This is a genomic window from Stappia sp. ICDLI1TA098 (genome assembly GCF_054880955.1).
On sequence record NZ_JBTZBT010000005.1, the window covers coordinates 16,764 to 42,421 of the forward strand.

Annotated in this window: 24 protein-coding genes; 11 read left to right on the forward strand and 13 right to left on the reverse strand. The window is 66.6% G+C overall.

The window, feature by feature from the left end:
* Positions 1-33 precede the first annotated feature (33 nt).
* From ACSLUQ_RS19415 to ACSLUQ_RS19455, 9 genes are all read left to right on the forward strand, one after another.
* Positions 34-1,080 carry a LacI family DNA-binding transcriptional regulator gene (locus ACSLUQ_RS19415; RefSeq protein WP_417773597.1) on the forward strand — a complete coding sequence of 349 codons (1,047 nt, stop codon included), beginning with the start codon at positions 34-36 and terminating at the stop codon, positions 1,078-1,080.
* A 104-nt stretch (positions 1,081-1,184) separates the two neighbouring features.
* On the forward strand, positions 1,185-2,642 hold the full coding sequence (locus ACSLUQ_RS19420; RefSeq protein ID WP_417773598.1) for an FAD-binding oxidoreductase: 1,458 nt from the start codon (positions 1,185-1,187) through the stop codon (positions 2,640-2,642).
* On the forward strand, positions 2,635-4,131 hold the full coding sequence (locus ACSLUQ_RS19425) for a xylulokinase (protein ID WP_461809475.1): 1,497 nt from the start codon (positions 2,635-2,637) through the stop codon (positions 4,129-4,131). The genes ACSLUQ_RS19420 and ACSLUQ_RS19425 overlap by 8 nt, the downstream gene beginning before the upstream one ends.
* Positions 4,131-5,213, forward strand: coding sequence for an ABC transporter ATP-binding protein (locus ACSLUQ_RS19430; RefSeq protein WP_417773600.1), 1,083 nt, complete (start codon positions 4,131-4,133; stop codon positions 5,211-5,213). Before ACSLUQ_RS19425 ends, ACSLUQ_RS19430 begins: the two co-directional genes overlap by 1 nt.
* A gap of 46 nt (positions 5,214-5,259) precedes the next feature.
* The gene (locus ACSLUQ_RS19435) at positions 5,260-6,585 is read left to right on the forward strand and encodes an ABC transporter substrate-binding protein (RefSeq protein ID WP_417773601.1); all 1,326 of its coding nucleotides are present in this window, start codon (positions 5,260-5,262) and stop codon (positions 6,583-6,585) included.
* Positions 6,586-6,666: 81 nt separating this feature from the next.
* Positions 6,667-7,527: a carbohydrate ABC transporter permease gene (locus ACSLUQ_RS19440; protein WP_417773602.1), complete on the forward strand. Its 861-nt coding sequence runs from the start codon at positions 6,667-6,669 to the stop codon at positions 7,525-7,527.
* Positions 7,524-8,360 carry a carbohydrate ABC transporter permease gene (locus ACSLUQ_RS19445; RefSeq protein ID WP_417773603.1) on the forward strand — a complete coding sequence of 279 codons (837 nt, stop codon included), beginning with the start codon at positions 7,524-7,526 and terminating at the stop codon, positions 8,358-8,360. Before ACSLUQ_RS19440 ends, ACSLUQ_RS19445 begins: the two co-directional genes overlap by 4 nt.
* Before the next feature lie 3 nt (positions 8,361-8,363).
* A complete protein-coding gene (locus ACSLUQ_RS19450; protein WP_461809476.1) occupies positions 8,364-9,419 on the forward strand; it encodes a glycerol dehydrogenase in 1,056 nt (351 codons plus the stop codon).
* Between the two features lie 40 nt (positions 9,420-9,459).
* Positions 9,460-10,149, forward strand: a complete 690-nt coding sequence (locus tag ACSLUQ_RS19455; RefSeq protein ID WP_417773605.1) for an SDR family NAD(P)-dependent oxidoreductase — start codon at positions 9,460-9,462, stop codon at positions 10,147-10,149.
* Between the two features lie 17 nt (positions 10,150-10,166).
* Here ACSLUQ_RS19455 and ACSLUQ_RS19460 read toward each other — a convergent pair whose 3' ends face one another.
* From ACSLUQ_RS19460 to ACSLUQ_RS19510, 11 genes are all read right to left on the reverse strand, one after another.
* A complete protein-coding gene (locus ACSLUQ_RS19460; RefSeq protein ID WP_461809477.1) occupies positions 10,167-10,652 on the reverse strand; it encodes an L-2-amino-thiazoline-4-carboxylic acid hydrolase in 486 nt (161 codons plus the stop codon).
* A gap of 77 nt (positions 10,653-10,729) precedes the next feature.
* Complete coding sequence (locus ACSLUQ_RS19465; RefSeq protein WP_417773607.1) at positions 10,730-11,440, reverse strand: ABC transporter ATP-binding protein; 711 nt, start codon at positions 11,438-11,440, stop codon at positions 10,730-10,732.
* Positions 11,437-12,183: an ABC transporter ATP-binding protein gene (locus tag ACSLUQ_RS19470; protein WP_417773608.1), complete on the reverse strand. Its 747-nt coding sequence runs from the start codon at positions 12,181-12,183 to the stop codon at positions 11,437-11,439. Before ACSLUQ_RS19470 ends, ACSLUQ_RS19465 begins: the two co-directional genes overlap by 4 nt.
* Positions 12,184-12,188: 5 nt before the next feature.
* Positions 12,189-13,199, reverse strand: coding sequence for a branched-chain amino acid ABC transporter permease (locus tag ACSLUQ_RS19475; protein WP_461809478.1), 1,011 nt, complete (start codon positions 13,197-13,199; stop codon positions 12,189-12,191).
* Complete coding sequence (locus ACSLUQ_RS19480) at positions 13,192-14,106, reverse strand: branched-chain amino acid ABC transporter permease (protein ID WP_417773610.1); 915 nt, start codon at positions 14,104-14,106, stop codon at positions 13,192-13,194. Before ACSLUQ_RS19480 ends, ACSLUQ_RS19475 begins: the two co-directional genes overlap by 8 nt.
* A 147-nt stretch (positions 14,107-14,253) precedes the next feature.
* A complete protein-coding gene (locus ACSLUQ_RS19485) occupies positions 14,254-15,378 on the reverse strand; it encodes an ABC transporter substrate-binding protein (protein ID WP_417773611.1) in 1,125 nt (374 codons plus the stop codon).
* Positions 15,379-15,460: 82 nt separating this feature from the next.
* The gene (locus tag ACSLUQ_RS19490) at positions 15,461-15,970 is read right to left on the reverse strand and encodes an L-2-amino-thiazoline-4-carboxylic acid hydrolase (protein WP_417773612.1); all 510 of its coding nucleotides are present in this window, start codon (positions 15,968-15,970) and stop codon (positions 15,461-15,463) included.
* Positions 15,971-16,004: 34 nt separating this feature from the next.
* A complete protein-coding gene (locus ACSLUQ_RS19495; RefSeq protein ID WP_461809479.1) occupies positions 16,005-17,306 on the reverse strand; it encodes an NAD(P)/FAD-dependent oxidoreductase in 1,302 nt (433 codons plus the stop codon).
* 91 nt (positions 17,307-17,397) lie between these two features.
* Positions 17,398-17,874 carry an Lrp/AsnC family transcriptional regulator gene (locus tag ACSLUQ_RS19500; RefSeq protein ID WP_417773614.1) on the reverse strand — a complete coding sequence of 159 codons (477 nt, stop codon included), beginning with the start codon at positions 17,872-17,874 and terminating at the stop codon, positions 17,398-17,400.
* A gap of 259 nt (positions 17,875-18,133) precedes the next feature.
* The gene (locus tag ACSLUQ_RS19505; protein WP_461809480.1) at positions 18,134-19,267 is read right to left on the reverse strand and encodes an MFS transporter; all 1,134 of its coding nucleotides are present in this window, start codon (positions 19,265-19,267) and stop codon (positions 18,134-18,136) included.
* Between the two features lie 87 nt (positions 19,268-19,354).
* Complete coding sequence (locus ACSLUQ_RS19510; RefSeq protein WP_461809481.1) at positions 19,355-19,657, reverse strand: hypothetical protein; 303 nt, start codon at positions 19,655-19,657, stop codon at positions 19,355-19,357.
* A 264-nt stretch (positions 19,658-19,921) separates the two neighbouring features.
* Here ACSLUQ_RS19510 and ACSLUQ_RS19515 point away from each other — a divergent pair, with 264 nt between their 5' ends.
* Together ACSLUQ_RS19515 and ACSLUQ_RS19520 are read left to right on the forward strand one after the other, a co-directional pair.
* A complete protein-coding gene (locus ACSLUQ_RS19515; protein WP_461809482.1) occupies positions 19,922-20,446 on the forward strand; it encodes a putative pterin-binding protein in 525 nt (174 codons plus the stop codon).
* Between the two features lie 4 nt (positions 20,447-20,450).
* Positions 20,451-22,421, forward strand: coding sequence for a putative bifunctional diguanylate cyclase/phosphodiesterase (locus ACSLUQ_RS19520; protein ID WP_461809483.1), 1,971 nt, complete (start codon positions 20,451-20,453; stop codon positions 22,419-22,421).
* A gap of 66 nt (positions 22,422-22,487) precedes the next feature.
* Here ACSLUQ_RS19520 and ACSLUQ_RS19525 read toward each other — a convergent pair whose 3' ends face one another.
* Positions 22,488-24,140 carry a GMC family oxidoreductase gene (locus ACSLUQ_RS19525; RefSeq protein WP_461809484.1) on the reverse strand — a complete coding sequence of 551 codons (1,653 nt, stop codon included), beginning with the start codon at positions 24,138-24,140 and terminating at the stop codon, positions 22,488-22,490.
* Positions 24,141-24,199: 59 nt separating this feature from the next.
* Positions 24,200-25,606 (reverse strand): aldehyde dehydrogenase family protein, encoded by a 1,407-nt coding sequence (locus ACSLUQ_RS19530; RefSeq protein WP_461809485.1) that lies wholly within the window; start codon positions 25,604-25,606, stop codon positions 24,200-24,202.
* Positions 25,607-25,658 lie beyond the last annotated feature (52 nt).

Consider the following 25,658-nt stretch of genomic DNA (forward strand, 5'->3'; position numbering starts at 1 on the left):
CACCAGACCAGATCTCGATCAAGACCGGACGGAATGACCAAGGAAACGCCTGTTGCGCCGCGTTCGCGCAACACCACCTTGCGGGACGTGGCGAAGGCGGCGGGCGTGGATGTGTCCACCGTGTCGCGTGTCCTGAAGAACGACAAGGACGTGCGGACCAGCGCGGAGACGCGCCAGCGCATCATCGACGCGGCCGAGAGGCTGCAGTACCGGGCCAATCCGCTTGCGCGCGCGCTGAAGACGGCGCGTTCGCGCACGCTGCTCATCGTCGTGCCGCAGATCGAGAACCCGGTTTTCGCCTCCGCCATCCTCGGTGCGGAGGCCGAGGCGCGGGAGAGGGGCTATGTCCTGCTCGCCGCCTATGAACAGAACGGGCCGGCGGCGAACGTGCTGGAACGGGTCTCCCAGTCCAGCCTCATCGAAGGCGTGATCATTGCCAGCTTCGACGAGGATGACGGCCTGCGCCAGAGCATCGCGGCGATCAACCGCCCCTATGTGGTGATCAACCGCATCCTGCCGGGCGACGTGCATTGCGTCGCGGTCGACACCTGCGCGGCCAGCGCCATCGGTGTGCGCCACCTGCTCGAATTGGGGCACCGCCGGATCGGTCATCTCGCCGGCCGGCTGGGGCGGTTCAACGGCAACGCCCGCCGCCAGGGCTGGGAACAGGCGATGACCGCCGCCGGGCTGGTCGCAGATCCCGACCTTGTGGCGGAGGCCGGCTATGATCCGGCGCGGGTGCCGGCCGCCGTCGAGGCGCTGCTGGCGCAAGGGGCGACGGCCATCCACGCCGCCACGCTGCTGACCGGCGCGGCGACCATCGCGCATCTGCACCGCCTCGGCCTCGACGTGCCGGGCGACATTTCCGTGGTCACCCTGCATGACGACCTGCTGGCCCGCGTCGTCTTCCCCGAAATCACCACGGTCGGGCTGCCAACCCATGAAATGGGACGCGAGGCGGTTCGAACCCTTCTGGCGCAGCTCGAGCCCGAGACGGCCGATGCCGCTGCGTCTCCCGCGCTTTTGCTCGCCCCCGGCGACCTTGTGGTCCGAGGCTCCGCCGCTCCCCTGTCAATTTAGGTATTGACGCCACCCCGGTATTGCGTTTTCTATCTGAACAAACGTTTGCTCAATTGGCTGGTCGCGCTGGTTTGCGCCGCCGAAGTCGGGAAGGGAGGACCATTGTGAGCAGTGAAACGCGGTTCGCGGAGTTTGCGGACATTGTCGGGGCGGACAACATCCTTGCGGGCGAGGACGACCGCAGGCGCTATGCCCACGATAAACTGCCCTATGCGAATTTCCGGGCTCGCGCCGGTGCTCTGGTCGGCACATTGCCGGGCGTGGTGCTGCGCCCGGGATCGGCTGAGGAAGTGCAGAAGATCGTGCGTACGGCCGGCGAAGCGGGTGTCGCGCTCATTCCTTACGGCAGCGGATCGGGTGTCCTTGGCGGCACCATCCCGCTCGGGGAAGAGGTGATGATCGACATGCAGCGCATGGACCGGATCCTCGAGATCGACCATGAGAACGCGCTCGTCACCGTCGAGGCCGGCATGAACGGCGAGGCTTTCGAGGCGGAACTCAACGAAAAGGGCTACACGGCCGGCCATCTGCCCCAGTCGCTGACCATCTCCACCATCGGCGGCTGGGCCGCCTGCCGCGGCGGCGGTCAGGAATCGAGCCGCTACGGCAAGATCGAGGACATCGTCGTCGGCATGAAGGCCGTCCTGCCGGACGGGCGCATGCTCGAGGTGCGTCCGCTGCCCAAGCGTGCCACCGGCCCCTCGATCCGCGATCTTGTCGTCGGCAATGAGGGCACGCTCGCGATCATCACCGAACTGACCTTGCGCCTGTGGAAGCTGCCCGAGGCGGAGGAGATCATCGTGCTGGCCCTTCCAGACCGGCAGGCGGCGCTGGGCCTCGCCCGCCGGATCATGCAGGCGGGCCTGCATCCGCGCATCGTGCGGCTTTACGACGAGCGGGAAACCGCGTCGCGCACCGAGGGCATCGCGGCTTTCGCCGACCGGCCGGTGATGGCCAACATCGTGGTCTGCGGCGAGCCCGGAGTGGTGGCGGCCGAGGCGGCACTGGTGCGCTCCTTCGCTGCCGAGGCGGGCGCCGTGGAAACGGAAACCCGGCCCTTCGACGACTGGCGGGCCAGTCGCTACAAGTCCATCAGCCAGCAATGGCAGGACAAGGGCTTCTACAACGACACGATCGAGGTGACCGTGAACTGGTCGCGCGCCTCTGCACTCTATGAGGCGATCCGCGAGCAGGTGCCGGCGATCCATCCCGAGGCGCATTTCAGCGCCCACTGGTCCCACGTCTATCCGGAGGGCGTGTGCCAGTACATGACCATCCGCCTGCCGCAGATGCCGCAGGAAGAAGCGCTTCCGCTCCATGCCAGGCTCTGGAAACTCCTTGAGGGCGAGACGCTTGCCCATGGCGGCTCCATTGCCCACCACCACGGCAGCGGCCTGTTCCGCGGCCCCTGGATGGACGGCGAGCTGGGCGTCGGCATGGACATCCTGCGTGCGGTAAAGCAGGCCATCGATCCGCAGAACCTGTTCAATCCGGGCAAGCTCGGCCTGCCGGCGCGCGACGGTTCCATCGACCCCTATCGCGACAGGGGGGATCATGCCTGATCCTTTGCTGCTGGGCATCGACCTTGGCGCGGGTTCGCTGAAATCGACGATCACGGATGGCGCCGGCAGGGTGCATGGCGCCGCCTCCGCCGCCGTCGAGACGCTCGCCCCGCACGCCGGCTTCAGCGAGCAGGACCCGCTTGGCTGGCGCGCCGCGATGATCGGCACCCTGTCTCAGCTTTGGCGGCAGGGCATCGATCCGGCGCGCATCGCCGGCATCGCCTTCACGGCGGGCGCGCATACCCACGTTCTGGAGGATGGCGAGGGCCGCATCCTGCGGCCGGCGATCATGTGGAACGATCAGCGCTCGGGGCGGCAGGTCGCTGCCCTGCGCCAGTCGCACGGGCCCCGGATCCTGGAGCTCTCGGGCAATCTGGTCAGCGCCACATGGACGCTGCCGCAACTTGTCTGGGTGCGCGAGAACGAGCCGGACGTCTTCGCCCGGATCCGGCGCGTGCGTCCGGCCAAGGACTGGCTGCGCCGGCAGGTCGACGGCAGCGACGCGACCGACATCACCGACGCATGGGGGCTGATGCTGGCCGATGCCGTCGGTGGTGGCTGGTCGGAGGAGCTCTGCTGCCTTGCCGGGATCGATCCGTCCGTGCTGCCGCCGGTGGTCGCCTCGAGCGCGGTGACCGGCGCGGTCACGGCGGCGGCGGCCGAGGCGACCGGGCTTCGGCAGGGAACGCCGGTCATCTGCGGCACCTCCGATACCAACGCCGAGACCTTTTGCGGCGGCATGACCCGGCCCGGCCTCGGCTCGCTGAAACTGGCCACGGCGGGAACCGTGTCGACCCTGACGCCAGCACCGGCCTTTTCCGAAAAGGTCATCCACTATCCCCATCTCGTGCCGGGGCACTGCTACACGATCCTGGGCACCAACTCCTGCGCCTCGGCGCACCGCTGGCTGCGCGACACCCTGTTCGGCGCCATCGGCTTCGACGGCATGGACCAGGCGGCGCGCGCGGTGCCGCCGGGCAGCGACGGGCTGCTCTTCCATCCCTATCTGAACGGCGAGCGGAGCCCTTACTGGGATCCGGATCTCAGGGCGTCCTACGTCGGCCTGGGCTTTGCGCATGGGCCGGGACATTTCGTGCGCGCGCTCTATGAGGGCATCGCCTTCAGCTTGCGCGACTGCCTGGAGGTGCTGCGCGGCCTCGACATGGGCTTCGAGACGGCGCGCCTCGTCGGCGGCGGCACGCGCAGCGAGCTCTGGCAGCAGATCATCGCGGATGTGACCGGACTGGTGATCGAGATCCCGCGCGAGGGAGACGCCTCCTTCGGCGCGGCGCTGATCGCCGGGCTCGGGGCCGGCGTTTTCGCCGACACGCAGGCGGCAGCCGCGGTGATCGATGTCGCCGCCACGCGCCGTCCGCAGGCGGATGCGGCCGCGCGCTACGAGGAAGGGTTCGCGCTCTACCGGGAAACGAAGGAAGCGCTGACGGCCGTCAACCACCGCATCGCGGCGGCCGGCAGGGGAGGGAACTGATGGCGGAAGTGAGCCTGCGCGGCCTGCGCAAGACCTACGGCTCCGTGACGGCGGTCGAGGGCGTCGACCTGGACATCGCCAAGGGCGAGCTGATCGTGCTGCTTGGTCCTTCGGGCTGCGGCAAGTCGACGACCCTGCGCATGGTCGCGGGTCTGGAGAGCATCTCGGGGGGGAAGCTCTTCATCGGCACGCGCGACGTGACGCAACTGGAGCCGAAGGATCGCGACATCGCGATGGTGTTCCAGAACTACGCCCTGTATCCGCACAAGACGATCCGCGCCAACCTCGGCTTCGGCCTGAAGATGCGCGGCATCGACACGCAGGGGACGCAGCAGCGGGTCGAGGCGGTCGCCGAGATGCTGGGGATCACGCATCTGCTCGAGCGCAAGCCGCGCCAGCTCTCCGGCGGCCAGATGCAGCGCGTTGCCCTCGGCCGGGCGCTGGTGCGCGACCCGGCCGTGTTTCTTCTCGACGAACCGCTGTCGAACCTGGACGCCAAGCTGCGCGTGCGCATGCGCGAGGAGATCGCGCTGCTCCAGAAGCGGATCGGCAAGGCGATGATCTACGTCACCCACGACCAGACCGAGGCGATGACCCTTGCGGACCGCATCGTCATCATGCGCGACGGCCACGTCCAGCAGATCGGCGCCCCGCTCGAGGTCTACGACCGGCCGCAGAACGTCTTCGTGGCCGGCTTCATCGGCTCGCCCGAAATGAACATCTTCCCGGCGGAGGTCCGGGACGGACGCCTGTGCATGGGGCCGTCGGCGGACATGTCGCTTGCCGCGCCGTCCGCGGCGCCGCGCGGGCCGGTCATCGCCGGGGTGCGGCCGGAGGCGCTGCGCGTCGCCGACCAGGGGCTGCCCTTCGTCGTGCGGGCGGTCGAGCAACTGGGATCCCAGACCCTGCTGATCGGCCGCGTCGGGGACCTGCAGCTTCGCGTCATGGAGGAACGACGCGACGACATCCGCGCGGGAGACACGGTGGCGGTATCGGGAGACGTCGCCGCGATCCATCTCTTCGACCGGGAGACAGAACAGCGACTGGCATTGTCCGCCTCTGCGGAGCCGGCGCGGAACTGACTGCAACCACCGCGGCGGAGGACGCGGGGCAACTTGGGAGGAGACTATGAAGAACTCGGGGAATTCACGGCTTATCACCCGGCGTCAGACCCTGCGCGGTGCGGGCGCTCTCGGTCTTGGAATGGCGCTGTCCGGCCTCGCCGCGCCCGCAATTCGCGCCCAGGGCCGAAAGGAGATCCGCTTCCTGAACTGCGAGACGGGCAAGGACACGCTCGCCTTCTTCGACAGGATCGCCAAGGAGTATCAGGAGAAGACCGGCATCGAGGTGCGGATCGATTCCGTGCCTCTTGGCGAGAGCTTCACCAAGATCACCAACGGCATTCGCAGCGGCACGCCCTATGATATCGCCAATGTCGGCTTCATTGGCCATGTGCTGCTGCTGGCGGACCAGGGCCAGATCGTTCCGCTGAACGAACTCACCGACCCGTACGAATGGGGAAACAACATCCTCTTTCCGATGGACGGCAAGGTCTACTGGTATCCCTTCGACTACAACCTTTCGGTGATCTACTACCGCAAGGACCTCTACGAGCAGAACGGCCTGTCGATGCCGAACACCTGGGACGAGTTCGTCGCCAACTGCCAGGCGACGATGGCAGGCCGGCGCAAGGGCTGCCTGTTCCCCATCGGTTCGAATGGCGCGACCAACTGGATGTCGCTGGCCTTCATGTGGGCCGAGGGCGTCAAGCTGTTCGACGACCAGTGGAATGTTGTTCTCGACGCCGAAGGCATGAAGTCGAAGGCCGCCGCCTATCTCGACTTCATGGAGCAGCTCTATCCGACCATGCCGCCGGGGGCCATCCAGGCCGACTATGCGACCGTTCTGTCGAATGTCGTCGGCGGCAGCGTCGCCCATGGCCCCTATGCCGGGCGTGTGCTCGAGGTGGCCGAACGCGACAATCCGACGGTCGCCGAGAACCTCGGCATCATGCCCTACATGGACAGCACCGGCCGCAACAAGGCGGTCAGCCACGGCTACGACGGCTGGGTGGTCCTCAAGACCGACAACACCGACCCGGCCATGGAGTTCATGCGCTGGCTGACCACGGAGCGCCTGATCGACTTCCTGCACACCGCGCCTGTCCACTTCCAGCCGACGCGGCTGGACATCTACGACAATGACCGCTGGCGGGACAACGCGCTCATCCGCAAGTACGCCGACCAGATCGAGGTCATGCGCAAGATGGTCACCGACGAAGCCATGCTGGTTACCTCCGTCGACACCCAGGGGCCGCGGCCGGACATTCGTCCGGGCAAGGTCTTCGAGGCCTTCGTCATGCCGGAGATGATCCAGGACAAGCTCATCAAGGGCATGTCGTCGACGGAAGCGGTCGAGCGCGCGGCGGCGCGGATGCGCGAACTGGTGAACTGATCCACGGCCTTTCGCCGATGCCATCGCGAAGGCGGCGCGCGTTGCCGCCTTCGCTTTCCCGATTGCGAGAAGGGTGGACGAATGACCCGCTGGATGCTGCCGGCCTTTTTGGCCGTGGGCGTGATCGTGACCTTGACGCTGATCGTCGGCCCGGCGCTTTACGCCGTGTCGCTCAGCTTCTTCGACATGCCGTCGCTGACCTCCGACCCGGTCTGGGTGGGGTTGGCGAAATACCATGCCGTGCTGATGAGCGCGGAATTCTGGAACGCCCTGTGGAACGGCATCGTCTACGCCGGCCTGGCGATCGTGCTCCAGGTGGTGCTCGGCATCGGCTTCGCGCTTATCCTGCATCAGCCGTTCCGTGGCCGGGCGCTGGTGCGAGGGCTGGCGTTTCTTCCCTATCTGCTGCCGACGGTGATCGCGGTACTGACCTTCAAGTGGATGGTCGACGGATCGCTCGGCATCGTCACCATCCTCATGGACGACTGGGGCCTGCCGCCGATCTACTGGTTCGAGACCGAGCAGGCCGCGATGATCTCGGTGATCCTCGTGTCGGTATGGCTGTGGACGCCGTTCGTCACCACGACCTTCCTTGCGGGACTGCAGACCGTGCCGACGCAGCTCTACGAGGCGGCGCGTGTCGACGGGGCCGGTCCGATCCGCCGCTTCTTCCACATCACGTTGCCGATGCTGCGGCCGATCCTGACGGTCATCGTGCTGTTGCGCGGCGTGTGGATGTTCAACAAGTTCGATGTCATCTGGCTGACCACGGGCGGCGGGCCGCTCGGGGCGACGGAGCATCTGCCGATCCTGTCCTATCGCACCGCCTTCGCGCTCTATGACATCGGCAGCGGCGCCGCCATCGCGACGATCTCCTTTCTGTTCCTGTCGCTCGCCGTCTTCCTCTACTTCCGCGCCTTTCCCATGGAGGACGATGCATGACATCCGCAGCTCCCCGGCCGGTCGCGCGCATCGGCCTCTATATTGCGGCGTTCGCCATCGCGATCTACAGCGCCTTTCCGATCTACTGGATGGTGTCCTCTTCCCTGCGCCCGACGCAGGAGATGCTCACCAATCCGACGCTCGTGCCCTCCGAGCTGACCTTGCGCTACTACTATAGCCTGCTCGCGCAGACCGATTATCCGCGCCAGTTCCTCAACAGCCTGATCGTCGCCGTCTCCACCGTGGTGTTGACCATGGTCCTGTCGGTGATGATCGCCTATGGCGTCACGCGCCAGAGGATCAGGGGCAAGAAGGCGATCATCGCCGGCATGCTCTATGCCTACATGTTCCCGCCGCTGCTGCTTGCCATCCCGCTCTATGCGATGTTCACCAAGGTCGGGCTCAACGACACGCTGTTTTCGCTGGTCGTGTCGCATCTGACCATGACCATGCCGCTCGGCGTCTGGTTCCTCTGGGGCTTCTTCAAGGCGATGCCCTTCGAGCTGGAGGAGGCGGCGATGGTCGACGGCTGCACCAGGCTCGGCGCGTTCCTGCGGGTGGTGCTGCCGCTGTCGGTTCCCGGCCTGGTCACGGTGGCGATCTTCGCCTTCCTGCTGTCGTGGACGGATTACACCTTCGCGCTGGTGATGATCGGCTCGGATGTGAACAAGACGGTTCCTCTCGGGCTTGCGTCTATGATCGGCGCCTTCGACCTGCGCTGGGGCGATATCATGGCCGGGTCGACGCTGATCGCGATGCCCCTGTTCGTCGCCTTCATTCTGCTTTCCCGGTATTTCGTGCAGGGCCTGACGGCCGGCGCGGTGAAAGGATAGGTCATGGCCTTGCGTATTCTCGGAGCCCCGCAACGCTATGTTCAGGGGCCCGGCGCGATCGACACGCTCGGTGCCGAGGTCGAACGCCTGGGGGGCGGCCAGGTCGCCATCGTCATCGATCCGGTCGCAGCCGATCTGCTCGGTGCGCGCATCGCGCGGTGTCTGCCGCGGGCGCGGCTGCTGCCTTTCGGCGGCGAGTGCACGGCGGCCGAGATCGAGGCCCAGGCGGCGGAAATCGGCGACGCCCGCCTGATCCTCGGCATCGGCGGCGGCAAGGCCATCGATACCGCCAAGGGGGCGGCGATCCTGCGCGACCTGCCCGTCGGAATCGTCCCCACGATCGCCTCCAACGACAGCCCGACAAGCCACATCGCCGTGGTCTACAGCGCCGATCACGTCGTTGAGGGTGTGCGCCACATGCGGGCGAACCCGGCGCTCGTGCTGGTCGACACCGCCGTCATCGCCTCAGCGCCCCGCCGCTTTCTGGCAGCCGGCATCGGTGATGCCATGTCGAAGCCCTACGAGCTTGCCGGGGCGCTTGCCGGCGGCGGTCTCAACTTCTTTGCCGGGACGCCGACGGAGCTGACGCGGGCCATTGTCGCGCGCGCAGGCGCCATCCTCCTGGAGGATGGCGCGCAGGCGATGGCGGCGACGGAGCCCGATGCCGCCTTCGAGCGGGTGGTCGAGGCGACGATCCTGCTCAGCGGGCTCGCATTCGAAAGCGGCGGGCTGTCCATCGCCCATTCCATGGTGCGCGGCTTCTCGGTCATGCCGCAGCTGGCGCATCTGCTGCATGGCGAGATGGTGGCGCTCGGCACGCTGACGCAGCTTGCTGCCGGGCAGGGGGACACGGCGGAGATCCGCCGTCTCGCGGTCTTCTTCCGGCGCATCGGGCTGCCGGTGTCGCTCGCCGCCTTCGGGTTGGGCGAGGCAGCGGATCTGCGACGCATCGCCGAGGTTTCGCTGACCGCTCCCTATGCCGGCAACTACATGCGCCAGCTCGGGCCGGACGACCTGGTCGCGGCGATGCGCGACCTCGAGGCCCATGTCGGAGGCTAGACGGCGGCACGCCGCGACAACGGACGGGAAAGGCTGCGGAATGCGCAAGGTGATCGTGACCGGCGGGGGAACCGGCATCGGGCGGGCGACGGCCGAGTGCCTCGCCGCGCGCGGCTGGGACGTGATCGCGGCGGGGCTGGAGCGGGACGATGCGTTGTCGCCGGACGTCTCCTTCGTCGAGTGCGACATCACCGATGAGGCGGCCCGCGACAGGCTGTTCGTTTCCACGCCCGCTTTGCACGGCCTGGTCAATTGCGCCGGCGTGATCCGCTTCGATGCGGAATGGGACGCGGCGACCTTCGAGAAGGTGATGGCGATCAATGTCGGCGGCAGCTTCGCCGCCGCGACGGCGGCGTTGCCGGCGCTGGAGCGAACCGGCGGCGCCGTTGTCAACATCGCGTCGATGTGGAGCTGGTTCGGCAATGGTGCCGCTCCGGCCTATTCGGCCAGCAAGGGAGCGGTGTCGTCGCTGACCCGCTCGCTCGCGGTCGCCTGGGGCGGACGCGGCGTCCGGGTGAACGCTGTTGCACCGGGCTGGGTCGACACCCGGCTCTCGGCGCGGGCGAAGGCGGACCCGGTTCGCGGCCCCCGGATCGCCGCGCGCATTCCGCTCGGGCGCTGGGCTCAGCCGGGCGAAGTCGCCGCCGTGATCGCCTTCCTGCTGTCCCCGGACGCGTCCTATGTGCACGGTGCCATCGTACCGGTCGACGGCGGCTATTTGGCCGCCTGAGCGCCTGGCCCCGGGTCTCAGTCGGCCGCTGCTTTCAGCCGGTAGCGGAAGTCGCAGTGACTGGCGCCCTTCATGATGGTCTGGGTGCGCGTCAGCTCCATCTTCGGATTGTAGCCGATGCAGAAGTCGCCATCACGGTTGCACGACAGCAGGTGCCCGATGTCGCCGAGACCCATCTCCTTGTACATTTCCGAGTAGCGACAGCGGGTGACGTTGAAGTCGAGCTTGTCCGTGCCCTCGTCGAGCACGTCCATCTCGAGCGCTCCGTCCATCTTCCAGAGCGGCAGCAGATCGGCGAAGTCCTTGAGGTTCGGCTCATGGTCTTCCTTCTCCCGGAAGTCCTTGCCCTGGGCGATGGCCGAGTTCGATACCGCCTCGCCGATCACGGCCTCCGCCTCGGCACGGCCGTGCCGCTCGACGAGGACGTCGAACACGCATTTGAGGATCTGCGCCTCGATGCGGCGCTTCTCGATCATCGGAAGGGGCGCTGGGGTCTGTGTCATGGTGTCGTCCTTTCGCATCTGGGTGTCGCGTCGCGCGGCGGCCTGGCGCGGGGTGTCGGCGGGCAGGGTTCGGCGCCTCAGGCGCCAGCGACATGCCCGCCCAGATAGGCGTCGGCGACGCGGCTGTCGTTGGCAAGCTCGCTTGCCGTGCCTTCCATCAGGATCCGCCCTCCCTCGATGACGGCGGCCCGGTCGGCGATCCGCAGCGCCGCCTTGGCATTCTGCTCCACGATCAGGATCGCGTAGCCCTCGGAGCGGATCTGCTCGACAAGATCGAAGATGAAGCGGACCAGCAGCGGGGCAAGGCCCAGCGACGGCTCGTCGAGAAGGAGCACCTTGGGCTTGCGCATCAGCGCACGGCCAATGCACAGCATCTGCTGTTCGCCGCCCGAGAGTGATCCCGCACCCTGCCGCAATCGCTCCTTCAGCTTGGGAAACAGCGTCAGCACGTGGTCGAGCTCCTGGGTTCCCAGAGGCCCGCCGCCGATCGTCAGGTTCTCCAGCACGCTCATGTTGGAAAAGATCTGGCGGCCTTCGGGCGCCTGCAGGATGCCGCGCTCGACGATCTGGTTGCTCTTCAGGCCGACGATGTTTTCCCCGTCGTAGCGGATCTCGCCGCCGGTCGGGTGGTAGATGCCGGAGATGCAGCGCATCAGGCTGGTCTTGCCGACGCCGTTGGCGCCGAGGATCGCCAGGATCCCCTTGTCCGGCAGGGCCAGCGTGATGTCGTGCAGGATGTCCTGGACACCGATCCTCAGCGACAGGTTTCTGATCTCGAGAACGTTCACGCGTCCACTCCCAGATATGCTTCCAGGACCTCCTGGTTCTGCCGCACGAGCGCGGGCTCGGCGTCGGCGATCTTCTTGCCCGAGGCCAGCACCACGATCCGCTCGCAGATGCTCATGACAAGGCCCATGTCGTGTTCCACGAGCATGACCGTGAGGCCCTCGCCGTGCAGGTCCTTGACGAAGGTGGCAAGCTCGGCCGTCTCTGAATCGTTGAGCCCCGCCGCCGGTTCGTCGAGGATCAGCAGGTCCGGCTTCATCGCCAGCGCGCGCGCGATCTCCAGATACTTGCGCTTGCCGTAGGCGAGGTTCGCCGCCAGCTCGTTGGCGTATTCGGTGAGGCCGACCTTTTCCAGCGCTTCCCAGCTGCGCTCGGAGATCTGCTTCGCCCGCTTCGATCCGGCGGTGATCGCCTGCCAGGGGCTCTGGCCGATGGCCCCGACGGCCCCGACCGAGACATTGTCGAACACGGACATGTTGGGGAACACGCGCAGGTTCTGGAACGTGCGGGAGATGCCGCGATGGGCGATGGCGGCCGGCTTCAGCCCGCTGATCTTCTCGCCCCGGTAGCGGATTTCTCCCGAGGAGACCGGGGTGAATCCGGAGATCAGGTTGAAGAGCGTCGTCTTGCCGGCGCCGTTCGGGCCGATCAGGCCGATGAGCTCGCCCTCGCCGACGTGCGTGGTGACGCTGTCGACGGCCATCAGGCCGCCGAAGCGCCGGGACACGTTGTCCACTTCCAGCATGGCCGTCATTTCCAGCCCACCTTCTGCTTGTCGGGCGCGCTCTGCCAGGAGCCGTTCAGCCGGCGGCGGACGAAGTCGAGCGCCGGCACTTCGCCGAAGAGGCCCTTCGGCAGATACAGGATCGAGCAGAACAGCACGACGCCGACGATGATGTTGCGGATGTCGCCGACCGAGCGCAGCGCCTCGGGCAGCAGGATCAGCAGCAGTGCGCCGATGATCGCGCCGGGAATGGAGCCGAGCCCGCCGACCACCACCATCGCCAGGATCAGGATCGATTCCGAGAAGTCGAAGTCGACCGGCGAGATGTAGCCCGTCGTATAGGCCCAAAGCGCCCCCGCGATCCCGGCGAAGAAGGACGAGATCATGAAGGCCTCGATCTTCAGCCGCACGGTGTCGATGCCCATGGCGTCGGCGCACTGGTCGTCCTCGCGCAGGCTGCGCAGGGCGTTGCCGTAGTAGGAGTGGCTGAGCCTGTGGATCACCCAGATCGAGGCGGCGACGATGACGGCGACGACGAAATAGGTGCCCGTCTCGCTGTCGATGGCATAGCCGAAGAGGTCGATGCCGGTGAACATGATCACGCCGTTCGGGCCCTTGGTGACGGCCACCCAGTTCTGCAGGACCAGGAAGATCATCTGCCCGATGCCGAGCGTCGCGACGGCGAAGTAGATGCTCACGAGCCGCATGGTCGGTAGCGCCACCACGAAGGCGACGGCCGCCGCGCCGATCCCGGCCATCGGCAGGCCGATGGCGAAGCCGATGCCGTGGTCGGCACCCGCGAGTGCGGCGATATAGGCGCCGATGCCGTAGAAGGCGGCGTGGCCGAGATGCAGCAGGCCGGCGATGCCGGTGACGAGCTGCAGCGACACGGCAAGCAGCGAGAAGATCAGCGCCAGCGTCGCGATCTGGTAGAGATACCCTTGGCCAAGCCAGGCGAGCAGGGCGGGCAGGGCGGCGAAAACCACCGCCAGGATGACGAGCTTCAGGCCCGCCGATTGGAAGTTGATCCTAGACACGTTCCCTCCTTGCTCCGAAGAGCCCCTGCGGGAAGAACACCAGGGTGACGATGAGGAACAGATAGGCCACCATGTCCGCCCAGACGGACGACACGAAGGTGGTCGACATGCTCTCGGCGATGCCGAGCACGAGCGCCGAGATCACCGCGCCGGGGATCGAGCTCAAGCCGCCCATGACCATTGCGACGAAGGCCTTGATGCCCGGGATGAAGCCCATCGCCGGGAACACCGCGCCATAGTAGAGGCCGACCAGGATGCCGGCGAGCGCACCCATCATCGAGCCGATCACGAAGGTGATGACGATGGTCCGGTCGGTGTTGATGCCGACGTATTTCGCGCCGAGCGGGTTGTTGGAGACGGCGCGGATCGACAGGCCGATGGCGCTGTAGCGCAACAGGTACTGAAGACCGCCCAGCATCAGCGCCGACACGACGAAGATGATGATGTCGCCGTTGACGATGGTGATCGGTCCGAGCTCGATCGGCTTGTTGATCAGATAGGCGATGTCGATGGTCTGGAACTCCGAGCCGAACAGGAGCTCCATCGCCTCGCGGGCGATGATCGACATGGCGAGCGAGGACATCAGCGTCGCCTCGCGCATGGCGCGTGACTTGAGCGAGGCCTCGTCGGAGAATCTTCGGAAGGGCCGGAAGGCGAGCCGCTCCAGCCCGAAGCCGGCGAAGGCACCGACCGCCAGGACGATGAAGACCACGATCAGGAACGGCGGGCCGAAGGCGGCGATCGCCATGATGCCGGCGAAAGCGCCGATCGTGTAGACCTCGCCATGGGCGAAGTTGACGACGTTGAGCACGCCGAAGATCAGCGTGAAGCCGATGGCCATGAGGGCGTAGACCATGCCCAGCGACACGCCGATCGTCAGCTGTTGCAGATAGTATGGATCAAGCACGGGGTCTGTCCTGGCAAGCGAGGAACACGGGAACCTTGCGCTGCGGGCACACATCGTGCGTGCCCGCGAATGCGTGTCGGTCTGCGAAGTTCGGCGCGCGGCCCAACTCCCGGGCGGCAGGATTGCCCGCCCGGGAGCGCGTCGGGCTTACTTGACCGGGACGAAGGTGCCGTCGGAGACGGTCGCCTTGGTCAGCTGCTTGATGGCCTCGCCGTCGGCGTCGAAGGAGGTCACGCCGGTGACGCCGGGATAGTCCTTGGTCTTGGCCAGCTCGTCGCGCACGTTCTGGCGGCTGACGTCGGGATAGGCGCGGGCGACCGCCTCGAGCATGATGTTGACCGCGTCGAAGGCCTGGGCCGGGAACTGCCCGGGCTCGGCTCCGTTGCGCGCCGCCTTCCACTCGCTGACGAACTTCTGGACGTTCTCGTCATCGCTGTTGGGCAGGAAGGTCGCCGTCAGGTACAGCCCCTCGGCGGCCGGGCCGGCGAGCTCGACGAGCTTCTGGTTGTAGGCGGCCGAGGTCGAATAGACCGGGGTGTCGACGCCAAGCTGCTGCATCTGCTTCAGGAACTGGGCGCCGTCCTCATAGAAGAAGCCGGTGTAGATGGCGTCGGGCTTGGCGCGCTCGATCTTCGTGATGATCGAGCGGAAGTCCGGCAGGCCGCGGTTGAAGAACTCGGTGAACACCACCTCGCCGCCGTTGGCCTTCACCTTGTCGGCGAAATCCTTGACCACCGACTGGCCCCAGTCGGTCTGCTCGGCGATCACCGCGATCTTCTTGTAGCCCTGCTCGTTCATCCAGTCGGCGTTGAAGACGCCTTCCTGGGCCTGGGTGGTGATGTTGCGGAACTGCCATTCGGAGATCTTGGCGAAGTCCGGGTGCGAGGCGGTCTGGCTGAGCTGGGCCATTCCGGCGCGCTTGTAGACCTGGGCGGCGGCCATCGACACGGTCGAGGTGAAGTCGCCGAGCGCTGCGACGATGCGCTTGTCGTCGACGAACTTGCGGGCGATCGTGACGCCTTCCTTGGCGTCGGACCGCGAGTCCTCGAAGATGATCTCCACCGGAACCTTCAGCTTGCCGGAGGCGGCGAAATCCTTGAGCGCGATCTCCGCGGCGGTCTTGAAGTCCTGGCCGTACTGGGCGGTGTTTCCGGTCAATGGCAACTGGTAGCCGAGATAGATCGTGTCCTGGGCATGGGCCTTGACGGGCAGGGCGGCAAGTCCGGCAGCGCCGAGGACCAGTGCGAGCCAGTTTCTGCGTGTCACGTTCATGTGATCATCTCCGTTGTCTGGACGAATGTGTTGTTGTCGTTCGTGAGACCGGCCGGCCCCGCGCCGGGGCCGCCCCTTTTTGTCAGCCCGCCGCCGGGCCCGGCTCCACCTTCAGCAGGCAGCAGCCGATCTTTCCCTTGGACCAGGTCTCGCCCTTGAAGGTGAACCCGGCCTCGGTGAAGAGCCCGCCGTCGATGGCGCCGGCGGCCTTGCACAGGTGCTCCAGATCTTCCTCGTTGCGGCCGTCCGCCGCCCAGGTGTCCTTGAGCGGACAGCGATGGAACTGGATCTCCAGGCCGTCGTCGTCGCACTTGCGGATTTCGGGGGCGAACATCTCGGGCGCGCAGGGAATGCCGCCGATGAACGCCTCCTTGAGGCCGGGCAGATTGTCCGGGCCGAGGTGGGCGAACTTGCCGCCCATGTCCTTGCCGAGGCGACGGGTCGATTCCCCGATCAGCTCGACAGCGCGTTCCGCACCGAAGGCCTCGCGCAGCACGTCGAACATGTGCGCATAGGCGCGGGCGCGCATCGCGAAGGCGCCCTTCAGCATCTCCAGGGTGACGACCGGCTCGCTGGAAGTGTTCTTTGTCATTGGATGGGGTCCTCTTGCTTGTCGTTGTTTGCGGTCAGTCGCGCCCGTCGCGCCAGCGGTACAGCGGAAGCATGACCGGAGGAGCGACGGACTTGATCAGGCCGTGAAACGGGATTGGCTTGGGGTCGGACATGGGCAGGGCGAGTTCGGACGCCGGACGACCGGCGATGGCCTCGGCGAGTTCCCGCCCGAGCGAGATCGACAGGGCGACGCCGCGCCCGTTGCAGCCCGCCCAGCACCAGAAGTCGGGGCCGAGCTGCGAAATGAAGGGGAAGCGGTCCTCGGTCATGCCGATGAAGCCGTTCCAGACGAAATCGAACTTCGGCGTGCCGAGGACGGGAAAGGCCTCGGCGAGCCTGCTGCCGACCAGAGCCTTGAGCCGCTCCGGGCCGTTGAGGGTGCACACCAGCGCGCCGCCGGTGACGAGGCGGTTGCGTTTGTCGAAGCGGAAGAAGCGCAGGTCGCCATGGGTGTCGGAGACCGCTTCGCGGCCGGGGATCACGACCTTGCGCTGCTCCTCGTCGAGCGGTTGCGTCGCCATCTGCCAGGAAAGCACCGGCACCACAGAGCGCGCCACCCTGGGCGAGAGCGTCGGCTCGAGTTGCCCGGTATAGGCATTGCTCGCCAGCATCACGGAGCGGGCGACCAGCGTCGCGCCGTCCTTCGTGCGCAGGTGCCACTTGCCATCCTTGCGCTCCACGGTCGAAACCGGGCTGTGCTCGTGGAGCGTCGCGCCGTGCTTCTCGCAGGCCGCGGCGAGCCCGCGCGCCAGCGCCAGCGGGTTGATGTGGCCGCCGGTCGGATTGTACATGCCGCCGAACCACTGGTCCGACCCGACCACGCGCGCGGATTCCGCGCGGTCCAGCAGCCGGCAGGGAGAGCCGCGCTTTGCCCAGGCTTCGACGCGCCTGGCACTGAGCCGCATGCGGCTTTCCCGGTGGGCGGGCTGGAACCAGCCGGTCTGCTCGCCCTCGCAGTCGATGCCTTCGGCGCGGGCGGTGTCGAAGAGATAGGAGGCACTGTCGCGGATCAGCGCGACGAAACGCTCGCCGGTCTCGCCGAATCTCTCCTCGATCGCGTCCGGCTCGGCCGCCGTCATCGTCGGGATCACCTGGCCGTTGTTGCGTCCCGAACCGCCGTAGCCGACCTCCATTCCTTCCAGCACGGTGACCTTCTGGCCCGCGCGCGCCAGATGCAGCGCCGTCGACAGGCCGGAGAAGCCGCCGCCGATCACCGCGACGTCCGTCTCCGCCCGGCCCCGCAGCGCCGGCGCCGCCGTTCTGGCGGGGGCCGTTGCGGCCCAGAGTGAGGTCGAGATCTGCTTGCTGGAAAACATTCGCGGCGTCCGGTTTGGAAAGTGTCGGGTGAGACGGGCATTCGGTGGCGCGGCGCGGGGCTATCCGGGCTTCCGGGTGCGCGCCTTTTCTTCAGCGGGTCGGGTCTCCCGCCTCGAGCGGCAGCTTCGCGCTTCGCTTGATCTGTTCCATGGAGAAGCAGGAGGTGACATCGTTCAGTTCGATAAGGTTGATGAACTTCTTGTAGAAGGCGTCGTAGGAGGAATTGTTCCTCGTCACGACCTTCAGGATGTAGTCGTATTCGCCCGCCAGCCGGTTTACTTCGACAATCTCGGGGAACAGACCCACGACCTCGTTGAATTTCTCAAGCCATGCCGTGTTGTGCTGATTGGTCCGGACCATCACGAAAACCGTCAGGTCGAGGCCGATCTTGCTCTGGTTGAGAAGCGTTACCCGGCCATCTATATATCCCTCCCGCTCCAGCTTCTGCAGACGACGCCAGCAGGGGGTCGACGACAGCCCGATCCGCTCCGATATCTGAGCTACTGATAGGCTAGCATCATCCTGAATGACAGAAAGTATTTTTCTATCAAACTCGTCAATTTGCATATTTCGTACCCCATCTGATTATTTTTTTAGTATGGGCATCCTACAAAATCGCGAATTTATGTCTATTGGAGAATGTGCTTCCTAAAGTTCGCCTGCTGCGCAACCCGCCCGCAACCGCTTTCCGGCCGGTTGTGTCTGCCTCGCAAGTGAGCATGCCGTGAAATGCGGCATCTGGTAAGAACTCGCAGGGATACACCGCGGCTGCACATTGGCACCTTTCCCGAGGTGGGGCGGGCCTGCGCGGCGTTGGTCCGCGCCGTCAGGCCCGGGTGGCGGTGCGCGCCAGGAGGGGCACTGCCAGCATCAGGACGGCGATGATCCAGAATGCCGTCGGCAGATCGGCTGAGCGGGAGACGAGGCCGACGGCCGCTGGCCCGAGCAATACGCCGGCATAGCCGGTGGTGGTGACGGCCGCGACGGCGAGACCCGAGGGCATGACCTTCTGGTGTCCGGCGATGCTGAAGAGCACCGGCACGATGTTCGAGGCGCCGAGGCCGATCAGGGCGAAGCCGGCCATCGCCAGCGCCGGCCAAGGCGCGGTCAGGAGCAGGGCGATGCCGGCAACGGTCGTCAGGCCGCCGCCAAGCAGGATCCTGCGGTTTCCGGCGCGCGCGACGATGCGATCGCCGGTGAGGCGACCAAGCGTCATGGCGCTGGCGAAGAGCATGTAGCCGAGCCCGCCCTCGGACTTGTCGACGAGCCCCATGCCGACCGCGAGCAGCGCGCTCCAGTCGAGGATCGCGCCTTCGACGAGGAAGGTGATGCCGGCCAGCGCGGCGACGAGCAGGACGATGCCGCGCGGGGCGACGAAGGTCGGCGCGTCTCCGCCGCGTGCCCTGAGCAGACGCGGTCCGGCAAGCACCATCGCCGCCAGGGTGAGCACGCTGCAGCAAAGCGACGCCGTGAAGGGCGTGAGCCCTTGCGAGAGCAGCAGCGTCATGCCGCCCGCGCCAACGAAGCCGCCGACGCTGAACATCGCGTGGAAGCCGGACATCAGCGGCCGGTCGGCATCCCGTTCGACCTCGACCGCATGCACGTTCATCGCCACGTCGATGGCTCCCAGCGCCGCGCCGAAGGCGAAGAGCGTGATGCCAAGCAGACGCGGGTCGGCAACGAGGGCGAGCAGCGGCAGGATGGCGACAAGGGCGAAGCCGCCGGTGAGGATTATCGGCCGGCTGCCGAAGCGGGCGCTGACCCATCCCGTCACCGGCATGGCGACGATGGAGCCGATGCCCAGGCAGAGCAGCAGGAGGCCGAGCGCGCCATCGTCGACCCCCGCGTTTGCCTTTGCGAAGGGCACGAGCGGCGCCCAGCAGGCGACGGCGAAGCCGGCCGCGAAGAAGGCAAGGCGGGTGGCGAGCCGAGTTTCCGGCCGGTTGGACGAGGTCTGCATGGAGGTGCCTTGAGGAAGAGGGAGATCAGTCGTCGGCGGGGACGGCCATCAGGACACGGTTCCCCGCGGCGACCGGAATGGGGTTCGTCACGACGCGCCGGCCTTGTTCGCCGGCAGGCATTCGGCAAGACACAGGTTGGTGCCGCCGGTGTCGAGGAACGGCGTCTCGTGTGCGCTGGCGGGGATGCGCATGGCGGGCGCCATCGCCCGCTTGCGCTCTGTGGTCTCGTCGTTTCGCCTCCCAAACGGCCTCGATGCCGGCCAAAGCGGCAGCGCGCCGCCGTAGGCACGCTGGCGGATGCCCGTCTGCGCAAGTGCGCGCAGATCGCGCCGGAGCCGGTTGGCGATGGCGTTGCGGCGGTCTGGCGGGAGGGGAAATGAAACACGCATAATCGTGCATGATCACGAAAAACCATGCGATGTCCAGCCCTCGGAACGGGGCTTGCCAGTGCGAGCGCGCGCCTTGCGTGCTATGGCGGAGCCAATCGCCGGGGAGGCATGAAGTTTGAGTGCCGTTGCGTCATTATGCGGTATTCGCCGGTGATGAATCAGGTTTATTAAACCTGATCGCCGACAGTGGATCGCAGGGGGCTTGTCCTCCCTCTTGAAGCGGCGCCCGCAGCGCCCGCCCGCACGCAGAAAAGGAGACGTATCGTGACTCAATTTCGAATTCTTGTCGCGATCTTGTCCGTTTTTGCAGTCTTCGCGGGCGTGGTTCGCGCGCCCGCCGCCGGGCTTCCCGCCTACAGCCCCCCGGCGGAGGCGGCGCAGGAGCAGATGAAGGCAACCATTCGCGTCGTCGGGAACGGGGCAACGCGCGATATTACGATCCGGGAAATCGAGCAGCTTCCAATGGTCGAGATCGAGGGCAGGGCAACCGCGGAAGAGGCGGTGTCCCGGTTCCAGGGGGTGCTTCTGTCCGATCTTCTGAAGGCGCTTGGCGGCGGCGACGCCCCGGCCGTGACCTTGCGTGCCTCGGACGGATATGCCGAGGAGGTGCCGCGCGGCGACTGGGAGCGCTGGCCTCTGGTGGTTGCGACCCGGCTCGACGGCAAGCCGTTGAGCGTGCGCAGCCGGGGACCGGCGCGGCTGATCTATCCCACTGTCATTTATCAGGAGCTCTACGATCACGTCTATGTTGATCGCAGCGTCTGGCTGCTTTCCGAAATCGGCTGGTGAGGCGATGATGAGGGCATCTGCCAAGCTGGTTCTCCGCCACCGGCGATATTCCTGGATACTTGGCATCATCTTTCTGTGTTTCGGATTTCTTGCCTCCCTTATCGTGATCAGGGGCGTCGAGACGCTGAAGAGCCCGCCGCCAGCCAACGGGCAGCAGCTTATTCGCCACATGCGATACACCTATGCAGAGATCGCGCGGGTCGAGACCTTTCTTGAATCCTTGAAATTCAACCCCTCTTCGGTGGACGCGCACCGGATGCTGTCCGATACGGCGGATCATCTGTATGTGCGCCTGGAGATGCTGCGCGGTCTGGCACGCGGTCCGATGGCCGATCCCCTGTCGAATGTTTCGGGCCTGACGGATACGCTGATGACCGGCCTCGACAAGCTGGTGAAGGCGGGGCGACCGATCGACGTCGGCACGGTCGACGAGCTGAGAGTCGTCAGTTCCCGGCTTTTGCGCGAGATCGGGGACTTCACGCGCAGCGTCGAGGCCGAGATCGACACGCTGTACCGTCAGCAGATCGAACAGTCCGCCAAGGCGCGCTATGAGGTGGTCGGCGGCGTTGCCCTTCTGCTTGTCCTCACCTCTATCTCGCTCGGCCTGTTCTATCGCAACCGGCTTGTCATGGAGGAGCTGCGCAAGGCAAACGGCCGTGACAGCCTGACCGGGCTTGCCAACAGGCGCGGCTTCGCCGAATGGGCGCATGAACTCGAGGCGCGGCCCGCTCCCCGACCCCACGCCCTGATGGTGTTCGATCTCGATCGCTTCAAGGCGGCGAACGACCGGTTCGGCCATGCCGCCGGCGATGCGGCGCTTGTCTCGGTGGCGGACTGGCTGGTCGCCGAATTCGCAGGGCGTGGCATCGTCGCCCGCTGGGGCGGAGACGAGTTCGTGGTCGCGGCGGAACTGTGCCCCGATGATCCCGCAGCGCTCGACACCCTGCTTGCCAGAAGCATTTCGGAGCCGACCGTCGTTGAATTCCAGGGAGAGGCCGTGGCGGTTGGCGTGAGCTGCGGCGTTGCCATGTGGCCCGCCGACGGGGCGACGATCGACGACGTCATGACGAACGCCGACGCCGCACTCTACGAGGCAAAGGACGCCGGGCGCGGCCGACTGGTGTTCTATGATGCTGCGATGGCGGGACGGCGCAGCCGCTCGGAAGCCCTGAGCCGGCGGCTTGAAAGCGCCATCGCCGGGCGCGAGCTTTTCCTTGAGTTCCAGCCGCAGTTGCGGATCTCGGACGGACGGCTTGTCGGTGCGGAGGCGCTGGTGCGCTGGCGGTGCGGCGAGACCGGCCGGGTGATCCCGCCCGACGAGTTCATTCCCGTCGCCGAGGAAAGCGGACAGATCTCCCAGATCGACAGGTTCGTGCTCGATGAAGCCTGCCGGATGGCGAAGGACCTGGCTCGCGATCCCGATGGCCCGCTCCGTATCGCGGTGAACATCTCCCCACAGAGCTTTCGCCGCGTCGATCTCGTCGATCAGGTGGCGGAAGCGCTGAGGCTCACGGGATTGCCGAGCCGCCTGCTCGAGGTCGAGATTACGGAACGGCTGCTGCTCAGCGACTGCGATCAGGTCATGAGCAACCTGGCGAAACTGGCCGAGCTCGGCGTTCGCCTCGCCCTCGACGACTTCGGCACCGGCTACTCGAACATCGCCTATCTGGCCCGCCTCAAGCCGGACGTGCTCAAGATCGACCGCTCATTCCTGCGCGAGGGCGACGAGCACACGCGGCGCAGCATTGTCACGGGCATCGTTCGTCTTGCGGAAACGCTCGGCGCGGAGACGGTCGTGGAGGGGGTCGAGACGGAGGACGATCTGAGCTTCGCGGCGGAGGCCGGTTGTCCCCTCGCGCAAGGCTTTCACATCGGCCGGCCGATGGTTGGCGACCTGCTTTTCGAGTTTCGCCGTAGCTTTGTCTATGCCTCCGACGATGACGGCCAGGTCCTGCGACTGAACAGCCATACCTGAGGGGCAGGCGAGGAGGGCGGGCGAGTTCGCCGCCCTCCTTGTTCTTCTCTTGCTTGCGGGCGCGCGTCAGCCCGCCAGGATCATGTCGGCGGCCTTTTCCGCGATCATGATCACCGGTGCGTTGGTGTTGCCCGAAGTCACAGAGGGCATGATCGAGGCATCGACCACGCGCAGCCCTTCGACGCCACGCACCTTCAGCCGGTCGTCGACGACAGCCATGTCGTCCTGGCCCATTTTGCAGGTGCCGCACTGGTGGTGGTAGGACATCACCGCGCTGCGGGCGTAGTCGGCAAGCTCCGCGTCGCTCTGCTTGTCCTCGCCCGGGTAGATCTCCCGGCCCTTCCAGTCGGCGAGCGCCGATTGCGCGGCGATCTCGCGGTTGCGGCGGATCGAGGTGACAAGCGTTGCCACGTCGTAGTCCGTCGAAAGCACCTTCGGGTCGATCTCCATCGCGGCTTCCGGATCGGCGCTGGTCAGGCGGATCTCGCCGCGGCTGGTCGGGTTGATGCCGGCGGCATTCAGCGTGAAGGCGTTCGGCGTCACGGCCTCCTGCTCGGGCGCATAATAGGGCACATGGAAGAACAGCGGCTGGATGTCCGGTCCCGGCCTGGCGTCGCTCGACTTCATGAACGCGTGGCCATGCAGCGGCTGGATCGACATGTCGGAGGGTGGCGGGATCTCCTTTGCGCCTTCCCAGATGACCGGAAGCAGCGTGTGGTCGTGCAGGTTCTTGCCGACGCCGGGAAGATCGAGCACGACGGGAACGCCGATGGCCTCGAGCTGATCCTTCTCGCCGATGCCGGACAGCATCAGGATGCGCGGGCTCTCGAGCGCTCCTCCGCTCAGGATGACCTCCTTGTTCGCCTTCACGGTGACGGTCTTGCCGGCCTGCATGTAGGTGACGCCGGAGGCGCGGCCGCCCTCGATCTCCGCCCGGTGCACCCGCGCGTTGGTGATCAGCGTCAGGTTCTCCCGCTCCAGCGCCGGCTGAAGGAAGGCGACGGCCGTTGAATGGCGCTTGCCGTCCTTCGTCGTCAGGTCGGTGTAGGCCACGCCCAACTGCGTCTCGCCGTTGGTGTCCTCGTTGAGCGGATAGCCGGCCTCGACGGCCGCCTCGACGATGGCCCTGGTCACCGGATGCGGCTCGAACTCGGAGGTGACATGCAGCAGGCCGCCAGCGCCGTGATAGGCGTTGGCGCCCTTGTCGTAGTCCTCTGACTTCTTGAAGTAGGGCAGAACGCTCTCGTAGTCCCAGCCCTCGTTGCCGAGCGCGGCCCAGCCGTCGTAGTCGCTCCGGTCGCCGCGCACGTAGATCATGCCGTTGAGCGAGGAGGAGCCGCCGAGCACCTTGCCGCGCGGCCAGAACAGCTTGCGGTCGTGGGCATGCTCCTGCGGCACGGTCTCATACGCCCAGTCGTATTCCGTGCGCCACAGCTCGATGAGGCGCATCGGCGTGGTGATCAGCTCGCTGGTGTCGGGACCGCCGGCCTCGATCAAGAGCACCGAGGCACCATCGGCCGACAGGCGGTTGGCGAGCACGCAGCCGGCCGAGCCGGCGCCGCAGACGATGTAGTCGTAGCTCTGCTCGTTGGCCCTGGCGGGGTTGATCGAGGCGCCCAGCAGCCCGTTGCCGAGCGAGAGCACGCCCGAGGCGACGATGGTGTGGCCGATGAACGACCGGCGCGTGAGCCCGGTCGGCGATTTCCGTTCTTTCTTCATGCGTTCCTCCCTTGAACGACGGTCGTTGTGCGAGGCCGCTTCCCCGGCGGCCCTCGCGGTCAGCTGAAGACGACCTGGATGTCGGTGTATTCGGCGAGGCCTTCCTCGCCGAACTCCACGCCGATCCCCGAGCCCTTGACGCCGCCGAAGGGCGCGTTGGGCTGGATCATGCCGTGTTTGTTGATCCACACGGACCCGCATTCCAGCCTCAGCGCCAGCTTGCGCGCGGCTTCGATGTCGCTGCTCCACACAGAGCCACCGAGACCGTTCGGGCTGTCGTTCGCGGCCGCGATGGCCTCTTCCACATCCGTGTAGCGGATCACCGGGAGGGCGGGGCCGAACTGCTCCTCATCGACGAGCGGATCGCCGTTCGCGAGCCCGCTGACAATGGTCGGCGGGAAGAACAGACCCTCGCCGGGCGTTCCGCCGATGAGCACCTCGCCGCGGCCTTTCGCGTCCTCCACGAGCCGCTTCACCTTGTCGAACTGCATCCGGTTCTGCACCGGCCCGAGGATGGAGCCCTCCGCCAGACCGTCGCCAACGGGCACGTTGCGGGCGTAGTCGACGAGCGCCTCGCACACCGCGTCGTGGATGCTGTCGTGAACATAGAGGCGCTTCATCGCCGCGCAGGTCTGGCCGTTGTTGAGGAAGGCGCCCCAGAAGAGCCCCTCGGCGATCTGCTTCGGATCGGCGTCGGGAAGCACGATGCCGGCGTCATTGCCGCCAAGCTCCAGCGTCAGGCGCTTCAGCGTGGCGGCGGCCGACTGCATGACCCTGGTGCCGGTCGGCCCGGAGCCGGTGAAGACGATCTTGCCGATGTCCGGGTGGGCCGACATCGCGCCGCCGAGGTTCGTCTCGCCGTCGTCGCCGGTGACGATGTTGACGACGCCGGCCGGCAGCACCTCGTTCATCAGCTCGACAAGCCGAAGCGTGGAAAGGGGCGTGTGTGGCGAGGGCTTGATGACGACCGTGTTGCCGGTGCGCAGGGCCGGCAGGATGTGCCACACGGCGATCATGACGGGGAAGTTCCACGGCGTGATGGAGCCGACGACGCCGATCGGCTTGCGGTGCAGTTCGACCCGGCCGGTGTTGTCGTCCTGGAGCAGCTTGACCGGCAGCGAGAGGGAGGCCGTATGCGCCGCCCAGGCCTGCGCGCCGCCGATCTCCCAGCGCGAGCCGAGACCGTTGAGCGGCTTTCCCTGCTCGAGCGTCAGCAGGCGGGCGAGCTCCTCGGCGTGTTCGCCGATCTTCGCCGTCACGGCCTCGCAGGCGGCTCTCAACTCGGCATCGGGAGTTTGCGACCAGGAGACGAAGGCCTGCTTCGCGGCGGCCACCGCCTCGTCGAGATCGGCGAGAGAGGCGTTCGGTGCACGTCCGGCGAGCGCGCCTGTCGACGGGTTGAACACATCGAAACGGGCGTCGACGGGATGCGGCTTTCCGGCGATGGTCAGGGTCGGTTCTGTCACGGGGTCGTCTCCTCCTGCTTGTGCGGCGCGGACCGGTGCGCAGGGTCCACGA